The 25,014-nt window shown below is 71.5% G+C and carries 23 protein-coding genes; 11 read left to right on the top strand and 12 right to left on the bottom strand.

All coding sequences use genetic code 11. From position 1 onward, the window contains the following. Nucleotides 1-4: 4 nt before the first annotated feature. Entirely contained in the window at nt 5-5,065 is a 5,061-nt protein-coding gene (locus OG780_RS11815) for an ATP-dependent helicase (RefSeq protein ID WP_328447387.1), read from the bottom strand. A gap of 156 nt (nt 5,066-5,221) precedes the next feature. Here OG780_RS11815 and OG780_RS11810 point away from each other — a divergent pair, with 156 nt between their 5' ends. From OG780_RS11810 to OG780_RS11800, 3 genes are read left to right on the top strand one after another with little or no spacing between them, the layout of a single operon-like run. Continuing rightward, the gene (locus OG780_RS11810) at nt 5,222-6,214 is read left to right on the top strand and encodes an AraC family transcriptional regulator (protein ID WP_328447385.1); all 993 of its coding nucleotides are present in this window, start codon (nt 5,222-5,224) and stop codon (nt 6,212-6,214) included. Then, nucleotides 6,115-6,930 (top strand): AzlC family ABC transporter permease, encoded by an 816-nt coding sequence (locus OG780_RS11805; protein ID WP_328458062.1) that lies wholly within the window; start codon nt 6,115-6,117, stop codon nt 6,928-6,930. Before OG780_RS11810 ends, OG780_RS11805 begins: the two co-directional genes overlap by 100 nt. Beyond that, a complete protein-coding gene (locus tag OG780_RS11800; protein WP_328447383.1) occupies nt 6,927-7,235 on the top strand; it encodes an AzlD domain-containing protein in 309 nt (102 codons plus the stop codon). The genes OG780_RS11805 and OG780_RS11800 overlap by 4 nt, the downstream gene beginning before the upstream one ends. Nucleotides 7,236-7,417: 182 nt before the next feature. On the opposite strand, the gene OG780_RS11795 is transcribed toward OG780_RS11800, so the two are convergent. Further along, the gene (locus tag OG780_RS11795) at nt 7,418-8,362 is read right to left on the bottom strand and encodes a hypothetical protein (protein ID WP_328447381.1); all 945 of its coding nucleotides are present in this window, start codon (nt 8,360-8,362) and stop codon (nt 7,418-7,420) included. Between the two features lie 80 nt (nt 8,363-8,442). Here OG780_RS11795 and OG780_RS11790 point away from each other — a divergent pair, with 80 nt between their 5' ends. Further along, nucleotides 8,443-8,637 (top strand): DUF3046 domain-containing protein, encoded by a 195-nt coding sequence (locus OG780_RS11790; protein WP_326785125.1) that lies wholly within the window; start codon nt 8,443-8,445, stop codon nt 8,635-8,637. A 71-nt stretch (nt 8,638-8,708) separates the two neighbouring features. Next, nucleotides 8,709-9,920, top strand: a complete 1,212-nt coding sequence (locus OG780_RS11785) for an AI-2E family transporter (RefSeq protein ID WP_328447378.1) — start codon at nt 8,709-8,711, stop codon at nt 9,918-9,920. A 30-nt stretch (nt 9,921-9,950) separates the two neighbouring features. Here the strand turns inward: OG780_RS11785 and OG780_RS11780 are convergent, their stop codons facing one another. Beyond that, a complete protein-coding gene (locus tag OG780_RS11780) occupies nt 9,951-10,727 on the bottom strand; it encodes a hypothetical protein (RefSeq protein WP_328447376.1) in 777 nt (258 codons plus the stop codon). A gap of 388 nt (nt 10,728-11,115) precedes the next feature. Here OG780_RS11780 and recA point away from each other — a divergent pair, with 388 nt between their 5' ends. Beyond that, nucleotides 11,116-12,237, top strand: coding sequence for a recombinase RecA (gene recA / locus OG780_RS11775; protein ID WP_328447374.1), 1,122 nt, complete (start codon nt 11,116-11,118; stop codon nt 12,235-12,237). A gap of 3 nt (nt 12,238-12,240) precedes the next feature. Next, entirely contained in the window at nt 12,241-13,161 is a 921-nt protein-coding gene (recX, locus tag OG780_RS11770) for a recombination regulator RecX (RefSeq protein WP_328447372.1), read from the top strand. A gap of 43 nt (nt 13,162-13,204) precedes the next feature. Here the strand turns inward: recX and OG780_RS11765 are convergent, their stop codons facing one another. The 8 genes from OG780_RS11765 to OG780_RS11730 all read right to left on the bottom strand — a co-directional run bounded on the left by OG780_RS11765 (nt 13,205) and on the right by OG780_RS11730 (nt 19,910). Then, the gene (locus OG780_RS11765) at nt 13,205-13,618 is read right to left on the bottom strand and encodes a rhodanese-like domain-containing protein (RefSeq protein WP_328447370.1); all 414 of its coding nucleotides are present in this window, start codon (nt 13,616-13,618) and stop codon (nt 13,205-13,207) included. Further along, nucleotides 13,615-14,187, bottom strand: coding sequence for a cysteine dioxygenase (locus OG780_RS11760; protein ID WP_443062150.1), 573 nt, complete (start codon nt 14,185-14,187; stop codon nt 13,615-13,617). The genes OG780_RS11765 and OG780_RS11760 overlap by 4 nt, the downstream gene beginning before the upstream one ends. A 73-nt stretch (nt 14,188-14,260) precedes the next feature. Continuing rightward, complete coding sequence (locus tag OG780_RS11755) at nt 14,261-14,332, bottom strand: putative leader peptide (protein WP_318658241.1); 72 nt, start codon at nt 14,330-14,332, stop codon at nt 14,261-14,263. 122 nt (nt 14,333-14,454) lie between these two features. Then, a complete protein-coding gene (locus OG780_RS11750) occupies nt 14,455-16,206 on the bottom strand; it encodes an FAD-dependent monooxygenase (RefSeq protein ID WP_328447368.1) in 1,752 nt (583 codons plus the stop codon). A 232-nt stretch (nt 16,207-16,438) separates the two neighbouring features. Then, on the bottom strand, nt 16,439-17,326 hold the full coding sequence (locus OG780_RS11745; protein ID WP_328447365.1) for an amino acid ABC transporter permease: 888 nt from the start codon (nt 17,324-17,326) through the stop codon (nt 16,439-16,441). Beyond that, complete coding sequence (locus tag OG780_RS11740; RefSeq protein WP_328447363.1) at nt 17,323-17,991, bottom strand: amino acid ABC transporter permease; 669 nt, start codon at nt 17,989-17,991, stop codon at nt 17,323-17,325. Before OG780_RS11740 ends, OG780_RS11745 begins: the two co-directional genes overlap by 4 nt. A gap of 178 nt (nt 17,992-18,169) precedes the next feature. Then, the gene (locus OG780_RS11735; RefSeq protein ID WP_328447361.1) at nt 18,170-19,012 is read right to left on the bottom strand and encodes a glutamate ABC transporter substrate-binding protein; all 843 of its coding nucleotides are present in this window, start codon (nt 19,010-19,012) and stop codon (nt 18,170-18,172) included. A gap of 121 nt (nt 19,013-19,133) precedes the next feature. Beyond that, nucleotides 19,134-19,910, bottom strand: a complete 777-nt coding sequence (locus OG780_RS11730) for an amino acid ABC transporter ATP-binding protein (RefSeq protein WP_328447359.1) — start codon at nt 19,908-19,910, stop codon at nt 19,134-19,136. Between the two features lie 324 nt (nt 19,911-20,234). Between OG780_RS11730 and OG780_RS11725 the strand changes: the two genes are divergently transcribed. Both OG780_RS11725 and OG780_RS11720 read left to right on the top strand, forming a co-directional pair. Beyond that, nucleotides 20,235-20,921, top strand: coding sequence for a response regulator transcription factor (locus OG780_RS11725; protein ID WP_326785114.1), 687 nt, complete (start codon nt 20,235-20,237; stop codon nt 20,919-20,921). An 8-nt stretch (nt 20,922-20,929) separates the two neighbouring features. Then, on the top strand, nt 20,930-22,336 hold the full coding sequence (locus tag OG780_RS11720) for a HAMP domain-containing sensor histidine kinase (protein WP_328447355.1): 1,407 nt from the start codon (nt 20,930-20,932) through the stop codon (nt 22,334-22,336). A 37-nt stretch (nt 22,337-22,373) separates the two neighbouring features. Here the strand turns inward: OG780_RS11720 and OG780_RS11715 are convergent, their stop codons facing one another. After that, a complete protein-coding gene (locus OG780_RS11715) occupies nt 22,374-23,372 on the bottom strand; it encodes a TAXI family TRAP transporter solute-binding subunit (protein ID WP_328447353.1) in 999 nt (332 codons plus the stop codon). An 81-nt stretch (nt 23,373-23,453) separates the two neighbouring features. Between OG780_RS11715 and OG780_RS11710 the strand changes: the two genes are divergently transcribed. Then, nucleotides 23,454-23,948 carry a MazG nucleotide pyrophosphohydrolase domain-containing protein gene (locus OG780_RS11710; protein ID WP_328447351.1) on the top strand — a complete coding sequence of 165 codons (495 nt, stop codon included), beginning with the start codon at nt 23,454-23,456 and terminating at the stop codon, nt 23,946-23,948. 116 nt (nt 23,949-24,064) lie between these two features. Continuing rightward, entirely contained in the window at nt 24,065-24,943 is an 879-nt protein-coding gene (locus OG780_RS11705; RefSeq protein ID WP_328447349.1) for an alpha/beta hydrolase, read from the top strand. Nucleotides 24,944-25,014 lie beyond the last annotated feature (71 nt).

Here is a 25,014-nt window from a genome sequence, read left to right as displayed (position 1 = left end):
TCGGTCAGGCGCGAAGGCGGAGTCCGCGCGGGGTGGCGATGAAGCCCGCTCCTTCCAGGAGAGTGCCGAGGGGTGAGGTGAGGGCCGAGGCGCCGTTGACCCGCTCGACGGTGACCGTGCCGAGCGAGCCCGCGCGGGCGGCGGCGGCGAGGGCCTCCGCCGCGGCGCCCAGGCGGGTGTCCTGCGCGAGGGGACTGTCCGGGTCGGTTGGCCAGGCCAGCAGTGTCTTGCCGCCGCGTTCCATGTACAGAGCCAGTTCACCGTCGACCAGGACGACCAGGGAACCTGCCTTGCGGCCCGGCTTGTGGCCCGCTTCGGTCGGGGACTCGGGCCACGGGAGGGCCGCGCCGTAGGCGTTCGCGGGGTCGGCGGCGGCCAGCACGACGGCCGGGGAGGCGGTACGGGAACGGGAGCGGGCGCCGGGAAAACCCGCACCGCCGGGGTAGCCGGAACCGTTCGCCGGGTACGGCGAGCCGCCGCGGTCGGACCGGGCGTTCCGGCTGTGGGGCGCGCCGGGGTGGGACACATCGGGGTGCGGGGAGCCGGCCGTGAGCGCGGAGTCGCCGGAGAAGGCGTGGTCGTCGCCGAAGCCGAGGTCGAGGGCGGATCCGGGGCCGAGCGGGGAATCGGGGCCGAGGGCGAGGTCGCGCGTGAGGTCGTTCAAGAAGTCCGGACCGTCGGAGACATCGTCCCGGTCCACGGAGGACTCGCCACGGTCCTCGCTGCCGAAGCCCGAGCCGGAAGGCGGGAAGGCGGCGGTGTCCGGGAAGCCGTGGGCAGCCGGGGAGTTGTCCGGGACGCCGGGGTCGAAGAGAGCGGCGCCCCGGTCACGCGCGTTCGCCGCGGCCCGCAGTCGGTCCACCGCGCCGTCCATGGCGAACTGGGCCGCGCCGAGTCCCTCGACCACATAGCCCCGCCGTGCCTGGCCGCTGTCCTCGAAGGCCGACAGGATGCGGTACACCGCCGAGAAGCCTCCCTCGACACCCTCCGCCGCGACGGCTCCCCGGGTCACCACCCCGTGCCGGTCGAGCAGAGTGCGGGCCAGGGCGTGGGCGCGGACGGTGGCGTCGGGATCACGCTCGGGCAGCAGCGACCAGCGGCCCGCCACGGTGGGGGGACCCGTACGCGACTGGGGGCGCGCCCCTCCCGTCAGGGAGCCGTAGCGCCCGCGGGGGACCGAGCGCTTGGCGCGGTGGGCGGTCGATCCCGCGGTGCGGCCCGAACCCAGCAGGGAGCGCATCGGCGCGAGCGTGTCGTTCGTCAGGCGCCCGGACCAGGCCAGTTCCCAGATCGCGTCGGCGAGCTGCGGATCGGTCGCGTCGGGGTGCGTGGTGGCGCGGACCTGGTCGGCGATCTGACGGAAGAACAGGCCGTAGCCCCCCGAGAGGGTGTCGAGGACCGACTGATGCAGAGCCGTCGGCTCCAGGGGGTGCGCGGCCGGAAGGAGCAGGGGGGCGGCGTCCGCGAGATACAACGACACCCAGCCGTCCTTGCCCGGCAGTGAACCCGCCCCGGCCCAGACCACCTCACCGGCGGCCGTGAGCTCGTCGAGCAGCGCGGGCGTGTAACCGGAGACCCGGGACGGCAGCACGAGCTTCTCCAGCGCGGACGCCGGCACCGACGCGCCCTGCAACTGTTCGACGGCACGCACCAGTCCGTCGATGCCGCGCAGCCCGTGGCCACTGCCCACGTGCTGCCACTGCGGCAGGAACTGGGCGAGCGTGGCGGGCGGGACCGGCTCGAGTTCATGGCGCAGCGCCGCGAGCGAACGGCGGCGCAGCCTGCGCAGCACCGCCGCGTCGCACCACTCCTGGCCGATGCCCGCCGGATGGAACTCTCCTTGGACGACCCGGCCGTTCGCCGCGAGGCGATGCAGCGCGCCGTCGGTGACGGCCGTGCCGAGACCGAAGCGGGCGGCGGCCGTCGCCGAGGTGAACGGGCCGTGGGTGCGCGCGTACCGGGCGAGGAGATCGCCGAGCGGATCCTTGACCGGCTCGGTGAAGGCTTCCGGGACGCCGACGGGCAGCGCCGTGCCGAGCGCGTCGCGCAGCCGGCCCGCGTCCTCGATCGCCGTCCAGTGGTCGGCTCCGGCGATCCGGACCCGGATGGCGCGGCGGGCGGCCGCCAGCTCCTTCGCCCACTGCGGCTCCGCGCCCCGCTCGGCCAGCTCGGCCTCCGTGAGCGGCCCGAGCAGCCGCAGCAGGTCGGCGACACCCTCCACGTCCTTGATACGGCGGTCCTCGGTGAGCCACTGGAGTTCGCGCTCCAGCTCGGTCAGGACGTCGGCGTCCAGGAGCTCGCGCAGTTCGGCCTGGCCCAGCAGTTCGGCCAGCAGGCGCGAGTCCAGCGACAGCGCGGCGGCCCGCCGTTCGGCGAGCGGTGAGTCGCCCTCGTACAGGAACTGGGCGACGTACCCGAAGAGCAGGGAACGGGCGAAGGGGGAGGGCTCGGGGGTGGTGACCTCGACGAGGCGGACCTTGCGGGACTCGATGTCGCCCATCAGCTCCGTGAGACCGGGGACGTCGAAGACGTCCTGGAGGCATTCGCGCACCGCTTCCAGGACGATCGGGAACGAACCGAACTCACTGGCCACCTGGAGCAGCTGGGCGGCGCGCTGGCGCTGCTGCCACAGCGGGGTGCGCTTGCCTGGGTTGCGGCGCGGCAGGAGCAGGGCGCGGGCGGCGCATTCGCGGAAGCGGGCGGCGAAGAGGGCCGAACTGCCGACCTGGTCCGTGACGAGCTGGTTGACCTCGCCCTTGTCGAAGGCGACGTCCGCCGCTCCGACCGGTGCCTGCTCGGCGTCGTACTCCGTGCCCGCCTTCAGGGGTGCCTGGTCGAGCAGGTCCAGGCCCATCAGGTCGGCGTCGGGCAGCCGCAGCACGATGCCGTCGTCCGCGTGCATGACCTGGGCGTCCATGCCGTAGCGCTCGGAGAGTTTGGCGCCCAGGGCGAGGGCCCAGGGAGCGTGGACCTGGGCGCCGAAGGGGGAGTGCACGACCACACGCCAGTCGCCCAGCTCGTCGCGGAAGCGCTCGACGACGATCGTGCGGTCGTCCGGGACGTGCCCGCACGCCTCGCGCTGCTCGGTGAGGTACGCGATGACGTTGTCGGCGGCCCAGGCGTCCAGGCCGGCGGCGAGCAGACGCAGGCGGGCGTCGCCCTCGGGGAGCGAGCCGACCTCGCGGAGGAACGCGCCCACCGCGCGGCCCAGTTCGAGCGGGCGTCCGAGCTGGTCGCCCTTCCAGAAGGGCAGCCTGCCGGGGACGCCGGGCGCAGGGGAGACCAGGACGCGGTCCCGGGTGATGTCCTCGATGCGCCAGGAGCTGGTGCCGAGGGTGAAGACATCGCCCACCCGGGACTCGTAGACCATCTCCTCGTCGAGTTCGCCGACCCGGCCGCCGCCCTTCTTGGGGTCGGATCCCGCGAGGAACACCCCGAAGAGTCCGCGGTCGGGGATGGTGCCCCCGGAGGTGACGGCGAGGCGCTGGGCGCCGGGGCGGCCGGTCACCGTGCCCGCGACACGGTCCCACACCACCCGCGGCCTCAGCTCGGCGAAGGCGTCCGACGGATAGCGGCCCGCGAGCATGTCGAGCACGGCGGTGAACGCCGACTCGGGGAGCGAGGCGAAAGGGGCCGCCCGGCGGACCGTGGTGAGCAGATCGTCGACCTGCCAGGTGTCGAGCGCCGTCATGGCGACGAGCTGCTGGGCCAGCACGTCCAGAGGATTGGCGGGGACCCGGAGGGACTCGATGGAGCCGGTGCGCATCCGCTCGGTGACCACGGCCGCCTGCACCAGGTCGCCCCGGTACTTCGGGAAGACCACGCCGGTGGAGACCGCGCCGACCTGGTGACCCGCACGGCCCACGCGCTGCAGCCCCGAGGCCACGGACGGCGGCGACTCCACCTGGACGACGAGGTCGACCGCGCCCATGTCGATGCCCAGTTCGAGACTGGAGGTGGCGACCACGGCGGGCAGACGGCCGGCCTTCAGGTCCTCCTCGACCTGCGCCCGCTGTTCCTTGGAGACCGAACCGTGGTGAGCGCGGGCGATGACCGGCGGGGCCCCCTGCGCCGCGCCCGAGCCGCCCATCAGCTCGGCCGGGGCGTGCGCCTCCTCCAGGGGCTCGCCGGTCGCCCTCTCGTACGCGATCTCGTTGAGCCGGTTGCACAGACGCTCGGCCAGGCGGCGCGAGTTGGCGAACACGATCGTCGAGCGGTGGGACTGGACGAGGTCGGCGATCCGCTCCTCGACGTGCGGCCAGATGGACGGCTTCTCCGCGCCCTCCTTGCCGTCGGCGGCCGGGGACCCGCCCAGCTCGCCCAGGTCCTGCACCGGGACGACCACGGACAGGTCGAACTCCTTGCCGGACGGCGGCTGGACGATCTCCACCTTGCGGCGGGGCGAGAGATAGCGTGCCACCTCGTCCACGGGACGCACCGTCGCCGAGAGACCGATGCGCCGGGCCGGCTTCGGCAGCAGCTCGTCGAGGCGCTCCAGCGTGAGCGCGAGATGGGCGCCGCGCTTGGTGCCCGCGACCGCGTGCACCTCGTCCAGGATCACCGTCTCGATGCCGGTCAGCGCGTCGCGCGTGGCCGAGGTCAGCATCAGGAACAGCGACTCGGGGGTCGTGATCAGGATGTCCGGGGGACGGGTGGCCAGCGCCCGGCGCTCGGCGGGCGGGGTGTCGCCGGAACGGATGCCCACCTTCACCTCCGGCTCCGGCAGCCCGAGCCGCACGGACTCCTGCCGGATACCGGTCAGCGGGCTGCGCAGATTGCGCTCCACGTCGACGGCGAGCGCCTTGAGCGGCGACACGTAGAGAACCCGGCAGCGCTTCCGCGGGTCCGCGGGAGGCGGAGCCGAGGCCAGCTGGTCGAGCGCGGCGAGGAAAGCGGCCAGTGTCTTGCCCGAACCGGTGGGGGCCACGACCAGCACGTCCGAACCCGCGCCGATGGCCGCCCATGCCCCGGCCTGGGCCGCGGTGGGCGCGGAGAAGGCCCCCGTGAACCAGCCTCGGGTCGCGGGGGAGAAGCCGTCGAGCGCTCGGTGTGCGGAGCTGACCATGCGTCCATCCTGCACCCGCCCACTGACAACATCGCTGACCTGCGAGAACGCCACGGTTGAGCGGAGGGGGCACGGTGCGCCGCCGGATCCGGGCAGAGCGGCACAGCGGGCAGGCGTCGGCGGTCGGTCCCTGGCACGGTGGCGGACAATGAGGACGTGGCAGGTTCGGGGCAGGAGCGGGCACGGCACTGGCAGTACGCGGAGCTGCCCGGTGTCGATCTCCTGCGGGCCCGCTACATCGAGAAGATCTTCGTGCGCCACACCCACGAGAACTTCGTCATCGCCGCCGTCACCGAGGGCGTCGAGGTCTTCCACCACGGCGGCGCCGACCAGTACGCGGGACCGGGTTCGCTGGCACTGGTCAACCCCGACACCCCGCACACCGGGCGCGCGGGCGTTCCCGAGGGCTGGAGATACGGGGCTGTGTACCCCTCGCCGGACATGGTGGCCGAGATCGCCGCCGAGACCACCACCCTTCGCGGCACCCCCGGATTCAGCCGCCCGGTACTCGACGACCCGTATGCGGCGGGCCTGGTCCACCAGGTGCTCAGGGCCGCGGAGGAGGGCAACGCGCTGGCCGCCGACACCTTGCTGAGGGTCGCCGTGACCCGGCTGCTGCGCCTGAACGGAGGGCCGCTGCCGCAGCGGGCCGTGCGCACCGCGGGCGCCCGGCTCGCGGCACGCGCGCGTGGCGTGCTGGACGAGCGGATGGCCGAACCGCCGACCCTGGAGCGGCTCGCGGCGGATCTCGACACCAGCCCGTTCGCGCTGCTGCGCGCCTTCCGGGACGCCTACGGCATGCCGCCCCACACCTGGCTGACCGATGCGCGGGTGCGCCGCGCACGGCACCTCCTGGACGCCGGGTCCACCCCCGCCGAAGCGGCCGTCGCCGTCGGCTTCACGGATCAGCCGCATCTCAACCGCCACTTCGGCCGGATCGTGGGCGTGCCTCCGGGCGCCTACCAGCGGGAGCGCAAGAACGTACAAGACACCGGGGGGCGACTCCTCGTACCGTCCGACGCGTGGCACAACAGACAGCTCTCCCAGACATACGCAGTGAAGAAGGCGGAAAACCCGACACGGCCGTCGTCCGCGACGCTCTTGGAGTCGGGGTCGCCGTCGGACTGTCCGGTTTCGCCTTCGGGGTGACCTCGGCCGGCAGCGGCCTCAGCCTGCTCCAGACCTGCGCCCTCAGCCTCCTGGTGTTCACCGGGGCGTCGCAGTTCGCGCTCGTGGGCGCGCTCGCGGCCGGGGGCAACCCGCTCACCGCGGCCGCCGGCGCGTTCTTCCTCGGGGTCCGGAACGCGTTCTACGGGCTGCGGCTGTCCCAGCTCCTGGCCCTCCCGCGCGCGGTACGCCCGTTCGCCGCGCAGTGGGTGATCGACGAGACCACGGCCGTGGCGCTCGCGCAGCCCACCCGCCGCAGCGTCCGGATCGGCTTCACCGTCACCGGCCTGTCCCTCTACCTGCTGTGGAACCTCACCACCTTCCTCGGCGCGGCCGGGGCCGAGGCCATCGGGGACACCGACGCGTGGGGCCTGGACGCGGCCGGACCCGCGGTGTTCCTTGCGCTGCTCGCGCCGATGCTGAAGACCGCCACGGAACGCGCTGTCGCGGGAATCGCGGTCCTTCTGGGGCTCGGGCTGCTGCCCGTGCTGCCCGCCGGAGTCCCGGTGCTGGTGGCCGCCCTGGCCGCCCCCGCCGTGCTCTACGCGACGGGGCGCCGCCGCGCGGACACAGCCCGCGACGCCTCCGCGGGCGGGTCGGACGAGGCACCGGCCGGCGCGGTGAACGGGTCACCGGCCGGTGCGCACGACGACGGGCCGGACGTGTCGGGTTCGGACGTGTCAGGAGACGTGCGGTGAACATCTGGATCGCCATCGGCGTCACCGCCGTCGGCTGCTACGCCGTCAAGCTCATCGGTCTGCTGATTCCCGCGGGCGTCCTGGAGCGGCCGCTCGTCCGGCGCCTCGCCGCTCTGCTGCCCGTCGCGCTCCTGGCCGCTCTGACGGCCCAGCAGACCTTCGCCGACGGGCGTGTCCTCGTCCTCGACGCGAAGGCCGCCGGGCTCGCCGCGGCGGCCGTCGCGCTGATCCTGCGCGCCCCGTTCCTGGTGGTGGTCGCCGCGGCGGTGGTGGTGACGGCCGGGGTCCGCGCACTGACGGGCTGAGAACCGGGCCAGGTGCTCTGCACAGGGGCGCTCCGGAGCACCTGGCACGCCGGAGTGCCCCTGATGCCCGGCGCGCACCGGCAGGCCTGGACGCCCGACGCACCGCCGGCCGGACACCCGGCGCACCGGCCGGCCCTGACACCTCGGCGCAGCGGAGTGATCGGAAACCGGGCCCGGTGACCTCAGCCGACGGCCCGGCCGTACGCACTGAGGGTGCGCAAGGCCTCGATGGTCACCATGGGGCGGCACTCAAGGGCCGTGCCCGGTGCCCACTGACGCCAGCGGATCGGCCACCCGCCGTCCTCCTGCTGATCGTCCGCGAGGTGGTCCAGTGAGCGGGCCATCTCCTCGTCGGTGAACCACGCGCGCGCGAGCGAGTCCGGCGTCCGCGCGTAGTCGTGCGGGAAGTGGTGCTCACCCGGCGCGTACCCGGGGGCGACGGGGCAGGCCTCCAGGCGCCCGGGGTCCAGCGCGGCGAGCCGCTGCTCACGGACGAGCCGGCCCAGCCGGTCGGCGTTCACCAGCGCGCGCGGGCGGTCGGTCGCGGAGTCCAGGAAGGCGACCGCCGCCTCGATCTCGTACGGATGGGACTTCTCCAGGGACTCCACCGCCTGCCAGCAGAAGTCCGTGGCCCGGAACAGCCAGGCGTTCCACACCTCGTTGCGGTGCAGCAGGCCCACGACGGGGCCGGTGGCGAGGAGTTCGCTCGGCGGATCGTCGACGACGGGCACGAAAGGGGCCGCCGGATAGCCGCGCTGGCTGGGATGGACGGCGGGCAGCGCGCCGTCCGCCGTCGACACGGAGGTCAGATAGCGGCACACCCGCTCCACCCGCTGCCCGCTGCAGCGTCCGATCGAGTCGAGGACACGCAGCGCGTGAGCGGTGTGCAGCGGCTGGCTGACCGGGCCGCGCAGATCGGGTTCGAGCGCGTGGCCGTATCCGTCGTCGTCGTTGCGGTAGGCGGCCAGCGCCGTCTCCACCGCGTCGGCATCGCCTCCGAGGAAGTGATAGGCGAAGCGGCGCTGCTCCAGCACGCGCGCGGTGAGCCAGACGAAGTGCTCGGCGCGGGCCAGGGGGGAGTGCGCGGGGGGCTTCTGGGGGAGTCGAGATGCTCCGGTTTCGGCCATGCGTCAGACCGTAGGGCGGAAAGCGGTCTCGGCACGCGGTCCCGGCTCTGGCCCACTCTCAGGGGCGGGATACTGGAGTCATGCGGTTGACGGTCTTCTGGCAGCGAATGGCTGATCACTTCGGCGCGGGCACCGCCGAGACGTTCGCGCGCGATCATGTGATGACGGAACTCGGCGGGCGCACCGTCCACGAGGCGCTGGACGCGGGCTGGGAGGCCAAGGACGTGTGGCGCGTGGTGTGCGCGAACATGAATGTTCCGCACGAGAACCACTGAACGGAGCCCAGGACCGGGAAAGACCGGGGGGACGTGGATCCGGTGTCGGTGGCGTGGGCCAGACTTGGCGGGTGGCCCCGACAGATGAGAACACGCAGGTCGATCAGCAGTCATCACCGCTCGGCACGACGCCGCCCGGTCCGCCGGACGCCGACGCCGCCGGGCAGGGTGCGCGCATGCCGCGCTGGCTGCCCCGGGCCATGGTGCTCGCCCTCACCCTCATCGCCGTGTTCCAGCTCGGCAGTTGGGCGTTCCACCAGCTGACCAACCTGCTGATCAACATCCTGATCTCGTTCTTCCTCGCGCTCGCGATCGAACCCGCGGTCAGCTGGATGGCCTCACGAGGCATGCGCAGGGGGCTGGCCACCTTCCTTGTCTTCCTGGGCTCGCTGATCATGGTCGCCGGGTTCGTCACCCTGCTCGGCTCGATGCTCGCGGGCCAGATCATCAAGATGATCGAGGGCTTCCCCGACTACCTCGACTCGGTCATCAACTGGATCAACACGCACTTCCACACCGACCTCAGACGGGTCGACATCCAGGAGGGCCTGCTCCACTCCGACTGGCTGCGCAAGTACGTGCAGAACAGCGCCACCGGCGTCCTGGACGTGTCCGGACAGGTGCTCGGCGGCCTCTTCCAGCTGCTGACGGTCGCCCTGTTCTCGTTCTACTTCGCCGCCGACGGGCCCCGGCTGCGGCGCGCGCTGTGCTCGGTGCTGCCGCCGGCCCGGCAGGCCGAGGTGCTGCGCGCCTGGGAGATAGCCGTCGACAAGACCGGCGGCTACCTGTACTCACGCGGCCTGATGGCGCTGATCTCGGGCGTCGCGCACTACATCCTGCTGGAGGCGCTGGGCGTGCCCTACGCGCCCGTGCTCGGTGTGTGGGTCGGTCTGGTCTCGCAGTTCATCCCGACCATCGGCACCTATCTCGCGGGCGCCCTGCCGATGCTGATCGCCTTCACGATCGACCCCTGGTACGCGCTGTGGGTGCTCGTCTTCGTCGTGCTCTACCAGCAGTTCGAGAACTACGTGCTCCAGCCCAAGCTGACCTCCAGGACGGTGGACATCCACCCCGCGGTCGCCTTCGGGTCCGTGATCGCGGGCACCGCGCTCCTCGGGGCCGTGGGCGCGCTGATCGCCATCCCCGCCGTCGCCACCCTGCAGGCGTTCCTGGGGGCGTACGTGAAGCGCTACGACGTCACGGACGACCCGCGGGTGCACGGGCACCGCACCCGCGGCTCGGCAGGCATCCTCGCGGGCGTACGGCGGCGGCTCGGCCGGTGACGTTCGCGGTGGCCCGGCCGGTGGTGACGTTCACCAGGTGAGGACGGCCTGGACACCGGCGGCCACGACGGCCGCCGTGTAGAGGCCGACCGCCCCCCACACGATCCGCCGCCGGACCTCGTCGCTCCAGCCGGTGTGTGAGAGCAGCCAGGCCAGCGCGGGCAGCACGAGGACGGCGTGCAGGCTCACTCCGTGCAGCGGCTTGAGCGGAGCCGTCGAGTGGTACGCGGCCTCCTGGTGGCCGGTCCTGGTGAGGACGACCCCACGCGCGATCATCACGGCGCCCGAGGCCAGCGCGACGAGCAGGATCGCGAACCCCGAGCGCACGGCGAGCGGCATGCCCGCGGGCCCCGTGGGCATGCCGCGGAACGAGGCGACCGCGAACGCGGTCAGCACCACGACCAGAATCCCGCCGCCCACCGCGAGCATCATGGACACCACCGTGTCGAAGCCGGTCTCCATGTCGAGATGCGAGGGAACCCGGCGCCACGCCTGAAGGGTGATCCCGCCGACCTCCAGGACGCAGTCCGCGGCGAACACGACGAGCAGCGCGGTGCGCCGCCTCGCCTCCATCCGCACGTACGACGTGACCCAGGTGATCGCGATCAGGGTCAGGCCGAAGGAGAGCCCGAAGGTGACCGGCTTGCGCCAGGAGACGGGACCGTCCCACGGACCGCCGTCGACGGCGAAGACCAGCAGATGCAGCAAGCCGGAGAGGACGAGCAGGGCGCCCGTTGCCCGGCAGAGCCGCTCTGCCGGCCGGAGCGAGGGCTTCGGCGGTGTCGGTGCGAGGGTCGTCGTCGGCATGGCCCACAGCCTGCCGGGCGGGGCCGGCGGTGTCGTCGTACGGCCGAAGGCGCCGGCCCTACGCCCTGGGGAGTAGCCCCGGTCCGGGGCGGGTAGCGGGTTCCGGAGATGCGCCGGGCGGGTTCCGGGCCCGGAACCGCGGGATCCTCTGTCGTTGTCGGAGCGCGAACGTAGTCTCGGAAGAGTCGCGTGGTGTGCTTGACACGAAAATCGAACATCCGTTCTTATTGGGATTGCGGCGAAGCTTTCGACGGGTGATTCGGCATGGTTTCGACGGAGATGTGCCCGAGTTATCCACAGGCTGGACGGGCGTCGGGGCGCATTGTCAGTGGCAGGCGTTAGCGTCTTTGACGTGAAGCGATCGACTCAAGCAAACCGGGTGGAACCCATGGCAGGAACCGACCGCGAGAAGGCGCTCGACGCCGCGCTCGCGCAGATTGAACGGCAGTTCGGCAAGGGCGCTGTGATGCGCCTGGGCGAGCGGCCGAATGAGCCCATCGAGGTCATCCCCACCGGGTCGACCGCGCTCGACGTCGCCCTCGGCGTCGGCGGCCTGCCGCGCGGCCGAGTGGTGGAGGTGTACGGTCCGGAGTCCTCCGGCAAGACGACTCTCACCCTGCACGCGGTGGCGAACGCGCAGAAGGCCGGCGGCCAGGTGGCGTTCATCGACGCCGAGCACGCCCTCGACCCCGAGTACGCCAAGAAGCTCGGCGTCGACATCGACAACCTGATCCTGTCGCAGCCGGACAACGGCGAGCAGGCCCTGGAGATCGTGGACATGCTGGTCCGCTCCGGTGCGCTCGACCTCATCGTCATCGACTCCGTCGCCGCCCTGGTGCCGCGGGCCGAGATCGAGGGCGAGATGGGCGACTCGCACGTGGGTCTGCAGGCCCGTCTGATGAGCCAGGCCCTGCGCAAGATCACCAGCGCCCTGAACCAGTCGAAGACGACGGCGATCTTCATCAACCAGCTCCGCGAGAAGATCGGCGTGATGTTCGGCTCCCCGGAGACCACGACCGGTGGCCGGGCGCTGAAGTTCTACGCCTCGGTGCGCCTCGACATCCGCCGCATCGAGACGCTGAAGGACGGCACGGACGCGGTCGGCAACCGCACGCGCGTCAAGGTCGTCAAGAACAAGGTCGCGCCGCCCTTCAAGCAGGCCGAGTTCGACATCCTCTACGGGCAGGGCATCAGCCGCGAGGGCGGTCTGATCGACATGGGCGTGGAGAACGGCTTCGTCCGCAAGGCCGGCGCCTGGTACACGTACGAGGGCGACCAGCTCGGCCAGGGCAAGGAGAACGCGCGCAACTTCCTGAAGGACAACCCCGACCTCGCCAACGAGATCGAGAAGAAGATCAAGGAGAAGCTGGGCGTCGGTGTGAAGCCCGAGCAGCCCGCAGCCGAGCCCGGCGTGGACGCCGCGGTCTCGGCCGTTCCGGACGACGCCGCGAAGGTGCCCGCTCCGGCTGCCAAGACCACCAAGTCCAGGGCCGCGGCGGCCAAGAGCTAGTCCATGACACGACGAACCGACTGGGCCGAGTACGCCTATCCCCTCACCCCCGAGGGGCCGGGGCAGGGTGACGGCGGTCCGGCCGGAGACGGTGACAGGCCGTACGGCGGTGCTGGGGGGTACGGAGGCCATCCGTACGGCACCGACGGCGGGTTCCACGAAGCCGACGGTTTCTACGGCGTCGCTCCGGACGAACGGGATCCGGACGGCGGAGGTTCGACGGGCGGTGACGCACGGCACGGTGACGGCCTGCCGCGCGGTCACGGCTCGCCGGACGCGGTCTTCCGGCGCGGTGAACGTACCGACGGCGGACCGCGTGGTGGAAGGGGTCGTCGACGGCGCGGCGGTTTCGGTGAGCCGTCCGGCGACCCGCGGGACGGAGACACCCCCACCTCGTCGAGGGCCGAGAAGGGGGAGTCCCCGGGGGACCCGGCTGAGCGGGCGCGAGCGATCTGTCTGCGCCTGCTCACCGGGACCCCGCGCACGCGCAAGCAACTGGCGGACGCGTTGCGCAAGCGCGAGATCCCGGACGAGGTCGCGGACGAGGTGCTGTCACGGTTCGAGGAGGTCGGGCTGATCAACGACAGCGCCTTCGCGGACGCCTGGGTCGAGTCCCGGCACCATGGCCGGGGGCTGGCCCGGCGGGCGCTCGTCCAGGAACTGCGGACCAAGGGCGTGGAATCGACGCTGATCGACGAAGCCGTCGGACAGCTCGACTCCGAGCAGGAGGAGGCGACCGCGCGCGAGCTGGTCGCGCGCAAGCTGCGCTCCACACGCGGACTGGACCGCGACAAGCGGCTGAGACGCCTCGCCGGTATGCTCGCCCGCAAGGGCTACTCCCAGGGCATGGCCCTGCGCGTGGTCCGCCAGGCGCTGGAGGAAGAGGGCGAGGACACGGAAGGGCTCGGGGACGAGGGATTCTGATCCCACTTCTGATCCCACGGGCGCCCGTCCGTGAGGAGCGCGGTCAGCTCCCCGTGCCGGCGGCCGTCACCGGAAGGCCCGCGCTCTTCCACGCCTGGAAGCCGCCGATCAGATCGGTGGCCCTGTGCAGTCCGAGCCGGCGCAGGGACTCGGCAGCCAGGCTGGAGGCGTACCCCTCGTTGCAGAACAGCACGACCCGCAGGTCATGGCTCGTGGCCTCCGGGGCACGGTGACTGCCCGTGGGGTCGAGCCGCCACTCCAGTTCGTTGCGCTCGACGACGAGGGCGCCGGGGATCAGGCCGTCCCGTTCCCGCAGGGCGGCGTACCGGGTGTCGACCAGAAGTGCTTCGCCACTCCGCACGGCCTCGTAGGCCTCCTCGGCCTCCACCCGGTCCAGGCCCGCGCGGACCTGCTCCAGCAAGGTGTCGATGCCGATGGGCTGCCGGGCGTCACTCACTGCCAGTCCTCCGGACGTTCGACATGCTCCAGGCGCAGGATCGGGCCCGTACGGCTGTAGCGGCGGATCTGCGGGAGCGGCGGGTAGTAGGCGTGGACCGAGATCGCGTGCTCCTCGGCGGACTCGTTCAGTACCTCGTGCACGTGATGGCGCCCGAAGCCGCGGCCGGTGCCCGCCGGCAGTTTCCGCTGCCGGTCGATGTCCTCGGTGAGTTCCAGGGTCTTCCAGCCGTCGGCGGGCAGCCGGGCGGCGAGGGAGTTCTCCTTGAGCTCGCCCCGCGCGGTGAGGAAGGCGCCCACCGATTCGGCGTGGTCGTGCCAGCCGGTTCCGGTTCCGGGCGGCCAGCCGATGAGCCAGGCCTCACTGCCGCCGGGGCCTTCGAGCCGCACCCAGGTACGGCCCTCGGGGTCGAGGGGGAGCGAGGCGATCAGCTCGGCGTCGGCTGCCGTACGGCGTACGAAGGCCAGCAGGTCGGCCTGCGTGGGGGTTCGGGGTGCGCCGGAGACGGCGGAGGGCACGGAGGCGGCGGCTGCCGAGGCAGACGTGGAGACAGCGGGTGGTACAGACACTCGGACCGTCCTGGGAGTTCGCGAGAAGCGCGCGGCGGCATGGCGGCGGCGCGCGGGAGATGAGGATGCGAAGTCAGAAGGACGGACGACACACGCAGCCCGCATAGCGGACGAGGTCCATATGGACCCTCCGCCACAGGCGCACACAGGTGTCGGTCACGATCCGGAGTAGACCATGGCGGCGGGGACCGGTCAACTCACCGTCACCATGTGGACCATGGAGGCCCGAAGGACCGGGAAACCCCGGGCCGGACGGTCACGGGGCGTTCATCTCCTGCCCGCGGTCGCCTCCGCGGCGCTCTCCGTGTCCACCTGGGCCGCCGGACCCCCGAGGGTCGCCTCGGCCGCCTCGTACAGATCGGCCGGCCGGACCCCGCTGAGCGCGGTGACCAGGTGTCCGTCGGGGCGGACCAGCAGCACGGTGTGCGCCGCCGCGCCCGGGTAGCTCTCCGCGACGAGCAGTTCGGCGGGGTGCGGCAGCGCGGTCACGGCGGCGGCGAGCCGGGGCATGACGCCGGCCGTCACCCAGTGCTTGCGCGCCCACACCCCCGTACCCGGAGCGATCAGCACGACGAGCAGGACCCCGCGTCCGAGCCGTTCCCGCAGCGGTACGAACGAACCGTCCTCCGCGGTCACCCGGACATCGACGACCGGAGCACCGGGCTCGGTGTCGACAGGGGTGTGCGACTCGGCGGGCGGAGGCATGAGAGGGGAGTGGGTGTACGCCCCCGGCGCGCCCAGCGGGCCGCGACCCAGGTGGCCGTCCGTGAGCAGGGCGTCGTGGCCGCGGGCGGACCCGGGGACGTAGGCGCGGAGACCGCCGCCGCTGCGCAGCAGGGGCAGTGCCTGGTCGGCGGCGCGCAGCCGGGCGGCGACCACCGCGCGCCGTTCCGTCTGGTAGCTGTCGAGGAGCGCGGGGTGCGGGCCGTGGTGCCAGGTGAGCGCCAGCTTCCAGGCGAGGTTGTCGGCGTCCCGCAGCCCCTCGTCCAGGCCCTGGGTACCGAGGGTGCCGAGCAGATGGGCCGCGTCCCCGGCGAGGAAGACCCGGTCGGCGCGCCAGCGGCGGGCCAGCCGGTGGTGGACGGTGTGGACTCCGGTGTCGAGCAGTTCGTACGCGGGTGTGGCGCCGCCGCTCCAGCCCCCGAGGGTCTCCCGGATACGGGCCACCAGCAGGTCGGGCGTGACGAGGTCCTTGCCCGGTGGCAGGAGCCAGTCAAGACGCCAGACGTCCTCGGCGAGTGGACGGGCGCTCACCTCGCCGGCCGAGGGGCCGGAGCTGCGCCACGGCGTCATCCGGTGCAGCAACGCCTCCCCGGGCCAGGGAAGTTCCGTGCGCAGGGCCGCCACGGCGTGGCGTTCGACGGCGGTGCGCCCGGGGAAGCGGATGTCCTGGAGCTTGCGCACCGTCGAGCGCGGTCCGTCGCAGCCGACCAGGTAACTGCCGCGCCACCAGGTGCCGTTGGGTCCCCGGGTGTGCGCCGTGACGCCGGAGGTGTCCTGCTCGACGGAGTCGAGGCGGCTGTGCACGGCGACCTTGATGAGCCGCTCGTGGATGATGGCCTCGCGCAGGGCGCCGGTCAGCGCGTGCTGGGCGATGTGCAGGGGGGCGCTGAACTCCTCACCGTCCGCGGCGCTTTCCGCACCCCGGGACGGGCCGGTGCCGCGCGCGGCGACGATCCCCCGAGGATCGTCGCCCCACGCGGTATCGGCGCCGAGAGGATCGGCGACGCCCTTCGTGCTCCCGGGAACCTTCCCGTCGAAGGAGATCTCGCGCATCACCTGCCTGCGCCGCATCGACCGCCATCCGGCCCAACGGAAGCCGGCGTCGTCGAGAGGCAGTCCTGTCAGCCGTTCGACCAGCGCGACCGTGTCCTCGCGCAGCACCACGGTCCGCGCGAGCCGCTGTTCGTCCTTGCCCGGTCCCTCGTCGAGGACCACGGAGGGGACTTCCTGGCGGGCCAGCGCAAGGGCCAGCGTGAGCCCCACGGGCCCCGCTCCGACGATGATCACCGGGTCCACGGCGCGGTGCCCCCTGCACGGAGCTGTGTCCTGAGGGACGTACGGGAACAGGCAGGTGGAGCAGGGTGCACGATCACAGAACGTATGCAACCCATTGCCGCTGCTTGCGTCAAGTGACGGGGTCAGTGGCGGTCGCGTCACTGACCCCTTCGGTCACACTGATCGACTGATGTTCGGACGATACGTCAGAACGAGGGGTGTCGTGGCCCCGCATTCCGTCGGCGAACCGCCCTCAGGCTCTGCCGGCACCCGTCGAGGCCGTGCCGGCGACGGCCGCGTCGTTCGGCGAGAGCACCGCGCCGGTCGACTTCTTGCCGCGGCGCAGGCGCCCCTCCAGCCAGGAGGCGAAGCTGGTGATCGCGAAGTTCAGCACGATGAAGATGACGGCGACCACGATGAAGCTCGGAACGACGTTGGCGTAGTTGGCCGCGAGAGTGCTGCGTGCGGTGAGGAGTTCGGCGTAGCCGATCATCACACCGCCCAATGCGGTGTCCTTCACGATGACGACGAGCTGGCTGACGAGCGCCGGGAGCATCACGGTGACCGACTGCGGCAGCAGGATGCTGGTCATCGTCTGGCCCTTGCGTAGCCCGATCGCGTACGCGGCCTCGGTCTGTCCTCTGGGGAGCGCGAGGATGCCCGCCCGTACGACCTCGGCGAGAACCGCGGAGTTGTAGAGCACCAGACCGGTGACGACCGCGTAGAACGGACGGTCCTCGCTCGCGACGTTCGCGGACTTGGCGTAGAGCTCGTTCGCGAACAGCATGAGCAGCAGGACCGGGATGGACCGGAAGAACTCGACCACGGCGCCGACGGGAACCCGCACCCAGCGGTGGTCGGACAGACGCGCGATACCGAGGGCGGCACCCAGAGGAAGGGCGATCACCATGCTGAGCGCAGCGGCCTTCAGCGTGTTCCAGAGGCCCGGCAGCAGATAGGTGTTCCAGGCGTCGGCCGTGGTGAACGGTTCCCACAGGTCCCACGTGAGCTGGCCCTTGTCGTCCATCACCTGCCAGATCCACCACAGGAGCAGCGCGAGCAGGACGACGAACAGCACCGAGAAGACCACGTTGCGGCGCTTGGCGCGGGGGCCGGGGGCGTCGTAGAGGACGGAGGTCATCGCTTTACCGCCAGTCGCTTGCCCAGCCAGCCGAGGAAGAGGCCGGTGGGGAGGGTCAGGACCACGAAGCCGAAGGCGAAGACCGCGGCGATGAGGACCGTCTGGGCCTCGTTCTCGATCATCGTCTTCATCAGGCTCGCGGCCTCGGCCACGCCGATGGCGGCGGCCACGGTCGTGTTCTTGGTCAGCGCGATCAGCACGTTGGCCAGCGGGATGATGACGGAACGGAACGCCTGCGGCAGCACGACGAGCCTCAGGGTCTGGCTGAAGCTGAGCCCGATCGCGCGGGCCGCCTCGGCCTGTCCGACCGGCACGGTGTTGATGCCGGAGCGCAGCGCCTCGCAGACGAACGCCGCGTGGTAGCCGACGAGACTGAGCACCGCGAGCCGGAAACCCTGGACATCGAAGTTGTCGGACGCGCCCATCGTCACACCGAAGATGTCCGCGAGGCCGAGCGAACTGAACACGATGATGACCGTCAGCGGGATGTTCCGGACGATATTCACGTAGGCGGTGCCGAATCCGCGCATGAGCGGGACCGGGCTGACCCGCATCGCGGCCAGCAGGGTGCCCAGGACCAGGGAGCCGAGGGCGGAGACGACGGTGAGCTTCACCGTCGTCCAGAACGCCCCCAGGACGTCATAACCTTGAAGAAAGTCGAACACGATCTCCCGCGCTTCCGGGTGGTGGCGTACGTGGCGGACTGGGCGGGCGCGGCATGCCGCCGCCGTGATCGCGACGGACGGCGGCACACCTGCGCAACCCCGTGTGAACCGCGGATTCCCGCGTCGTCCGAGGTCCCTGCGTTTCTCGCGGTGCCCGGGTCACCGGGCGGTGTCCGCGCTACTTGACGATGACGCCGATCTTCGGGGCCTGCTCGTTCTGGTACTTCGCCGGGCCGAAGTTCTTGTCGACCGCCTGCTTCCAGGCGCCGTCGCTGACCATCTTCTCCAGCGCGGTGTTGATCTTCTTCTCCAGCTCGGCATCGCCCTTCTTGACGCCGACGCCGTAGTTCTCGTTGCTCAGCTTGAGGCCGGCGAGCTTGAACTGGCCCTTGTACTTGTCCTGCGCGGCGAAGCCCGCGAGGATCGAGTCGTCGGTGGTCACCGCGTCAACGGCACCGCTCTGCAGGGCGGCGATGCACTCCGAGTAGCCGCTGTACTTCTTCAGGTTGGCCTTCGGGGCGATGGTGTCGTGGATGTTCTGCGCCGAGGTCGAACCGGTCACGGAGCAGAGCTTCTTGCCGTTGAGGTCCGTGGCCTTCGAGATGTTCGCGTCCTTCTTGACCAGCAGGTCCTGGTGGGCCAGCAGGTACGGGCCCGCGAAGTCGACCTTCTGCTTGCGCTCGTCGGTGATCGAGTAGGTGGCCGCGATGAACTTCACGTCGCCGCGGGCGAGCGCGTTCTCGCGGTCGGCGCTCTTGGTCTCGACGAACTCGATCTGGCTGGGCTTGTAGCCGAGTTCCTTGGCCACGTAGGTCGCGACGTCCACGTCGAAACCGGCGAAGGAGCCGTCGGGCTGCTTCAGGCCGAGACCGGGCTGGTCGTACTTGATGCCGACCTTGATCTTGCCGCCGCCCGAGGACGAGGACCCGCTGTCGTCCTTGTCGCTCGAACCGCACGCGGTGGCGGTCGCGGCGAGCGCGAGTACGGCGGCCGAGGCGGCGGCTGCCTTGCGGAGCTTCATGGTGAACATCCTTTGAGTCAGGGCGAAGTACGGGCCGTCGACGGGCGGGTGACGTGCGGGGTCCCCGTGTACCGGGACGTGGTCTCCCCGCAGGGGGAGGCGGTCTCCCGGCGCGGAGACATCAGTGGTGGAGGATCTTCGAGAGGAAGTCCTTGGCACGGTCGCTGCGCGGATTGCTGAAGAACTGGTCCGGCACAGCCTCTTCGACGATGCGGCCGTCCGCCATGAAGACGACTCGGTTGGCAGCCGAACGGGCGAAGCCCATCTCATGGGTGACGACGATCATGGTCATGCCGTCCCGGGCGAGCTGCTGCATGACCTCGAGGACCTCGTTGATCATCTCGGGGTCCAGCGCCGAGGTCGGCTCGTCGAACAGCATGACCTTCGGGTCCATCGCCAACGCCCTTGCGATGGCGACGCGTTGCTGCTGGCCGCCCGACAGCTGCGCCGGGTACTTGTCCGCCTGCGTGCTGACGCCGACGCGGTCGAGCAGGGCGCGCGCCTTCTCCTCCGCCGCCTGCCTGCCGGTCCTGCGGACCTTGATCTGCCCCAGCATCACGTTCTCGAGCACGGTCTTGTGCGCGAAGAGGTTGAAGGACTGGAAGACCATGCCCACATCGGCGCGGAGCCGGGCGAGCGCCTTGCCCTCCTGGGGCAGCGGCTTGCCGTCGATCGAGATGTCACCCGAATCGATCGTCTCCAGACGGTTGATGGTGCGGCACAGGGTGGACTTTCCGGACCCGGAGGGCCCGATGACCACGACGACCTCGCCACGCGTGATCGTCAGGTCGATGTCCTGGAGCACGTGCAACGCGCCGAAGTGCTTGTTGACGCTCTTCAGGACGACCAGTTCGTCGGTCCCGGCCATGGCGTCCTCGGCCGCCGATGCTTCGGTCATCGCTTTTGGGCTCCGTCCTCCTCGTTTCGGAGGACAGTAGTAACCCCTCACGACCAGCGTCATTACATCTGAGGGGAACTTGAGCATCACGATCCGGTAGCAATCGGACATGTGTCGTAGCAGCCGTACGGACGCGCGTACCGGCTGGGTAACGGAAGCCCCGGGCAACCCGAAGCCCCTTGACGCCGTCCTTGTCCATCGGCGTGACTTCCTAGGTGCACGCGTGCGTGCACCGACGTTCTTGAAAAGGACCGTTCGACCGATGAGACCCGAGACCGTACGACCGACGAAACGGGTACGACCGATGAACCGGAGGGGGCCGGAATGAGACTGCTCCTCGTCGAGGACGACAACCATGTCGCCGCCGCCCTGTCCGCGGTGCTGGCACGGCACGGCTTCGAGGTCACGCATGCCCGAAGCGGCGAGGAGGCCCTTCAGGCCCTCGTCCCGGAGAGCGACGGCTTCGGCGTCGTCCTGCTCGACCTGGGACTGCCCGACCAGGACGGCTACGAGGTCTGCGGCAAGATCCGCAAGCGGACCGCCACGCCGGTGATCATGGTCACCGCGCGCGCGGACGTACGGTCCCGCATCCACGGCCTCAACCTCGGCGCCGACGACTACGTCGTGAAGCCCTACGACACCGGGGAACTGCTCGCCCGGATCCACGCCGTCAGCCGGCGCAGCGCCCACGACGACGTGTCGGCTTCCGGCGAGACCATGGTGCTGCTCGGCCCCGTACGCATCGAGCTCCCCAACCGCCAGGTCACCGTGGACGGTTCGACGGTCCAGCTGACCCGCAAGGAGTTCGACCTGCTCGCGCTGCTGGCCCAGCGCCCCGGGGTGGTGTTCCGCCGGGAGCAGATCATCAGCGAGGTGTGGCGCACGAGCTGGGAAGGAACCGGCCGCACGCTGGAGGTGCACGTGGCGTCGTTGCGCTCCAAGCTGCGCATGCCGGCGCTGATCGAGACCGTACGAGGCGTCGGGTACCGGCTCGTCGCCCCGGCCGCGTAGCGGGCACGGTGCGTACCCGTCTGCTGCCGCTGCTCATCGTCCTGATGGCGGCCGTGCTGCTCGCGCTCGGCGTCCCGCTCGCGGCGAGCGTCGCCGCGCAGCAGCAGCAGCGCGTCGTCGTCGACCGCATCGACGACACCGCGCGCTTCGCGGCCCTCGCCCAGTACGTCACCGACTACCCGAGCCGCTCCCGGGCCGGCTTCCCGGACGAGCGCGGCGAGACCCTGCGCACCGAACTCGCCCGCTACCACGAGGTGTACGGCATCCGGGCCGGCGTCTTCTACCGCGACGACGAGCCGATGGCCAACGCGCCGGAGAGCTGGATCCTGCCCAAGACCGGAGCGACCCGCGCCGCCTTCGACGAGGCGCTCGACAGCCGCCGCAGTCACGACCCCGAACAGGTCTGGCCCTGGCAGCGCAACCGTCTCGTCGTCGCCTCCCCGGTCATCAGGGACGGCGACGTCATCGGTGTCGTCGTCACCGACTCGCCCACCGGGCAGATGCGTTCCGAGACCCTGCACGGCTGGCTGATCATCGGCGTGGGCGAGATCGCCGCGATGCTCCTCGCGCTCGGCGCCGCGCTGCGCCTCACCGGCTGGGTGCTCAGACCCGTACGCGTTCTCGACGCCACCACCCACGACATCGCGACCGGCCGGCTGAAGTCCCGGGTCGCACCCGCCGGCGGGCCGCCCGAACTCCAGCGTCTGGCACGGTCGTTCAACGAGATGGCGGACAACGTCGAGAGCGTGCTGGAGCAGCAGCGTGCCTTCGTCGCCGACGCCTCGCACCAACTGCGCAACCCGCTCTCGGCACTGCTGCTGCGGATCGAGCTGCTCGCCCTCGAACTCCCGGAGGACAACGAGGAGATCGCGTCCGTCCGTACCGAGGGCAAGCGTCTCACCCAGGTGCTCGACGACCTGCTCGACCTGGCGCTCGCCGAGCACGCCGAGGCCGATGTGCGCCTGACCGACATCGGCGCGCTGGCCGCCGAGCGCGTGGCGTCCTGGCAGCCGGTCGCCGACAGCAGGGGCGTACGGCTGGCGGGGAACTGCCCGCCCACGACCGCGTGGGCCGACCCCATCACGCTGTCCAGCGCCCTGGACGCGGTGATCGACAACGCGGTTAAGTTCACGCCCGAGGGGGAGTGTGTCGAGGTGACGGTCGCCTCGAACGGCACCTCCTCGACCGTCGTGGTCACCGACGGAGGCCCCGGCCTCGGCGACGAGGACCTGGCGCGCATAGGCGACCGCTTCTGGCGTAGCGCGGCCCATCAGAACATCAAGGGCTCGGGCCTCGGCCTCTCCATCTCCCGGGCCCTGCTCGCCGCGGGCGGCGGCTCCATCGCGTACGGCCGCCACGAACCGCACGGCCTGCGGGTCACGGTGACGGTGCCCAGGTCGGAGCCGGTGGCCTGAGAGATCCCCTGCCGCGTTCGCCGCGGTGGGGGCGCCGTTACGGCTTGATCGACCGGTAGTAGCGGCGCGCGCCCTCGTGCAGGGGCAGCGGGTCCGTGTAGATCGCCGTGCGCAGGTCCACCAGCTGGGCCGCGTGCACCACTTCGCCGATGTGGTCGCGGTTGGCGATCACCGTGCGGGTGAGCTCCTCGGTGAGCTTCGGGTCGGCGTCCTCCCGGGTGATCAGGAAGTTGGCCACGGCCAGCGTCTGCACGGAGGAGCCGCGCTGCGCCTCGGGATAGGCGTCGGCGGGCATCACCGCGGACCGGTAGTAACGGGAGGCGCCGCCCTGCTCGTGCAGCTTCTCGACGAGGTCGCTGCCGATCGGCACCAGCCGGACGTCGTAGGTCTTGGAGAGCCCCAGAACGGCGTTCGTCGGCAGGCCGCCCGACCAGAAGAAGGCGTCGATCTCGTGGTGCTTGAGCAGGTCGGGCATGTCCGCGATGCCGGCGGCGAGGGGCTTGATGTCCGTGTCGGGGTCAAGACCCGCCGCCTGGAGCACATGGTTCGCGATCAGCCGCACCCCGGATCCGCTCGGTCCCACGGCGACCCTCATGCCCTTCAGGTCCGCCACGGTCTGCACGGGCGAGGAGCGCGGGACCACCAGGTGCACATAGTCGTCGTAGAGCCGCGAGCAGCCGCGCAGCCGGCCCGAGCCCGGCTTGTTCTGGAGGACGTACGTCTCCACGGCGTCGGCCGCCGCGATGGTGAAGTCGGCCTCGCCCGTGGCCACGCGCCGGACGTTCTGCTGCGATCCGTCGCTGTTCTTCAGCTGCACGTCCAGGTGTGGCATGTCCTTGGCGATGGCGCCCTGGAGGAGTTTGCCGTACATCTGGTAGACCCCGCTCCGGGTGCCCGTGCTGAAGATGATCGTCCCGCTCGGGGACTCCTCGCCCAGCGGCAGCAGCCACCACAGCAGCAGCCCGATGACCGAGAAGACGGCCGCCGAGCCGAACAGCGCGCGGCGCCGGCCGATACGGGGGAGTACCTGGAACATGCGCGCGATCCTGCCAGCCCGGGCCCGGTCCTGGCCAGGCCGGACCCGCGAGCGGGCGCGGCGGATCGGTAGGCTCGCCGGATGCAGTCGCCGTCGCCGTCGCAGGTCCCGCCGTCCGACTCCCCCGTGTCCACGGTCCCGTCGTCCGGTTCTCCGGTGTCCACGGTCCCGCCGTCGCCCTCCCCGGCCTCACTGGTCCGTGAGTTCCATCTCGCCTTCGGCCTCGATGTCCGCGGCGCCCCGACCGAGGTCTCCCCGAGGCTCGCCGCACACCGGGGCGAGCTGCTGGCGGAGGAGGTCGCCGAGGTCGCCGAGGTCTCGGTCGGCGGCCCGCTCGACCGGCTGGCGCACGAACTCGCCGACGTCGTGTACGTGGCGTACGGCACGGCCCTCGTCCACGGGATCGACCTCGACGCGGTGATCGCCGAGATCCACCGGGCCAACATGACGAAGCTCGGCCCCGACGGGGACGTCGCCCGCAGAGCCGACGGCAAGGTCCTCAAGGGCGAGCACTACCGGGCACCGGACGTGTCGGAGGTGCTGCGGCGGCAGGGGTGGAGCGCACCGGACGCGTAGGACCCGGGGCGTCCCCACGGGGGAGGCCGTACGGGCCGCCGCCACCGAACGGCCGTCCCGAGAGGGAGGCCGCACGGCCGCCGCCGCACGGGCACCAGCGACGACCAGGAGAGCGCATGAACCAGCCGGCCGAGCTCGATCTGCCCGTCGAGGGCGGAACCCTCCGTGTCCTGAGGTTCGGCAGGGGGCCGCGAATCGCTCTGGCGGCGCACGGCATCACCGGATCCGGGATGTCCTTTCGCGCCATGGCCCGTCACCTCCCCGACGAGTGGAGCCTGTTCGCGCCCGACCTGCGTGGACGCGGCGGAAGCGCGGACACCCCCGGCCCGTACGGCCTCGACCGGCACGCCATGGACCTGTGCCGTCTGGCCCAGGACCTGGGCGGCGGCCGGCCGGTCGCCCTGACCGGGCACTCGATGGGCGCGTACACCGCGCTGAGAGCGGCCGCGCTCCGGCCCGCGCTGTTCGACCGGCTGCTGCTCGTCGACGGCGGTCTGCCGCTGCCCGTCCCGCCCGGCACGGACCTCGACGCCGTCCTCGACACCACGCTCGGACCCGCGCTGGTCCGCCTCGGCCGGACGTACGACACCGACGCGGCCTACGTCGACTTCTTCCGCGTGCATCCGGCGCTCGGACCGCACTGGAACGCGGACATCGAGACGTACGTGCGCTACGACGTCAGGGGCCCCCGGGGTGCCAGGCGTTCGAAGGTGCGGGAGGAGGCCGTGCGGCACGACGGGCGTGATCTGCTGGTGTCCGCCGACCTGTTCGCCGCCGGCCTCACGGGGCTGGGCGTCCCGGCCCTGCTGCTGCACGCGCCCCTCGGACTGCTCGGACAGGAGCCGCCGATGCTGGAGGCGTCCGTCGTCGCACGCTGGACCGGCGGGCCGGTGAACCTCCCCGCCGAGCTGGTCGAGGGCTCCAACCACTACACGATCCTGCTCGGAACCGCCGCGAGGACCGTCGCCGAGCGGTTCGTCGCGCTGGGCGGGTGACGGAGGGGCGCGGGGGGAGGGGTGCCGGAGGCCTCCGGCCGCACGCCGGGTGCCGGAAACCGCACGTCGTG

This window comes from Streptomyces sp. NBC_00386, from assembly GCF_036063235.1.
Lineage (GTDB): Bacteria > Actinomycetota > Actinomycetes > Streptomycetales > Streptomycetaceae > Streptomyces.
The sequence above is the reverse complement of the archived record's forward strand: the minus strand, read 5'-3'. Positions and strand labels throughout refer to the sequence as shown.

Coding starts and splice junctions, on each gene's coding strand:
- OG780_RS11815 (WP_328447387.1), bottom strand. CDS start 5,065: ATGGTCAGCTCCGCACACCGAGCGCTCGACGGCTTCTCCCCCGCGACC.
- OG780_RS11795 (WP_328447381.1), bottom strand. CDS start 8,362: ATGGCCGAAACCGGAGCATCTCGACTCCCCCAGAAGCCCCCCGCGCAC.
- OG780_RS11790 (WP_326785125.1), top strand. CDS start 8,443: ATGCGGTTGACGGTCTTCTGGCAGCGAATGGCTGATCACTTCGGCGCG.
- OG780_RS11780 (WP_328447376.1), bottom strand. CDS start 10,727: ATGCCGACGACGACCCTCGCACCGACACCGCCGAAGCCCTCGCTCCGG.
- recA (WP_328447374.1), top strand. CDS start 11,116: ATGGCAGGAACCGACCGCGAGAAGGCGCTCGACGCCGCGCTCGCGCAG.
- recX (WP_328447372.1), top strand. CDS start 12,241: ATGACACGACGAACCGACTGGGCCGAGTACGCCTATCCCCTCACCCCC.
- OG780_RS11745 (WP_328447365.1), bottom strand. CDS start 17,326: ATGACCTCCGTCCTCTACGACGCCCCCGGCCCCCGCGCCAAGCGCCGC.
- OG780_RS11735 (WP_328447361.1), bottom strand. CDS start 19,012: ATGAAGCTCCGCAAGGCAGCCGCCGCCTCGGCCGCCGTACTCGCGCTC.
- OG780_RS11730 (WP_328447359.1), bottom strand. CDS start 19,910: ATGACCGAAGCATCGGCGGCCGAGGACGCCATGGCCGGGACCGACGAA.
- OG780_RS11725 (WP_326785114.1), top strand. CDS start 20,235: ATGAGACTGCTCCTCGTCGAGGACGACAACCATGTCGCCGCCGCCCTG.
- OG780_RS11715 (WP_328447353.1), bottom strand. CDS start 23,372: ATGTTCCAGGTACTCCCCCGTATCGGCCGGCGCCGCGCGCTGTTCGGC.
- OG780_RS11710 (WP_328447351.1), top strand. CDS start 23,454: ATGCAGTCGCCGTCGCCGTCGCAGGTCCCGCCGTCCGACTCCCCCGTG.
- OG780_RS11705 (WP_328447349.1), top strand. CDS start 24,065: ATGAACCAGCCGGCCGAGCTCGATCTGCCCGTCGAGGGCGGAACCCTC.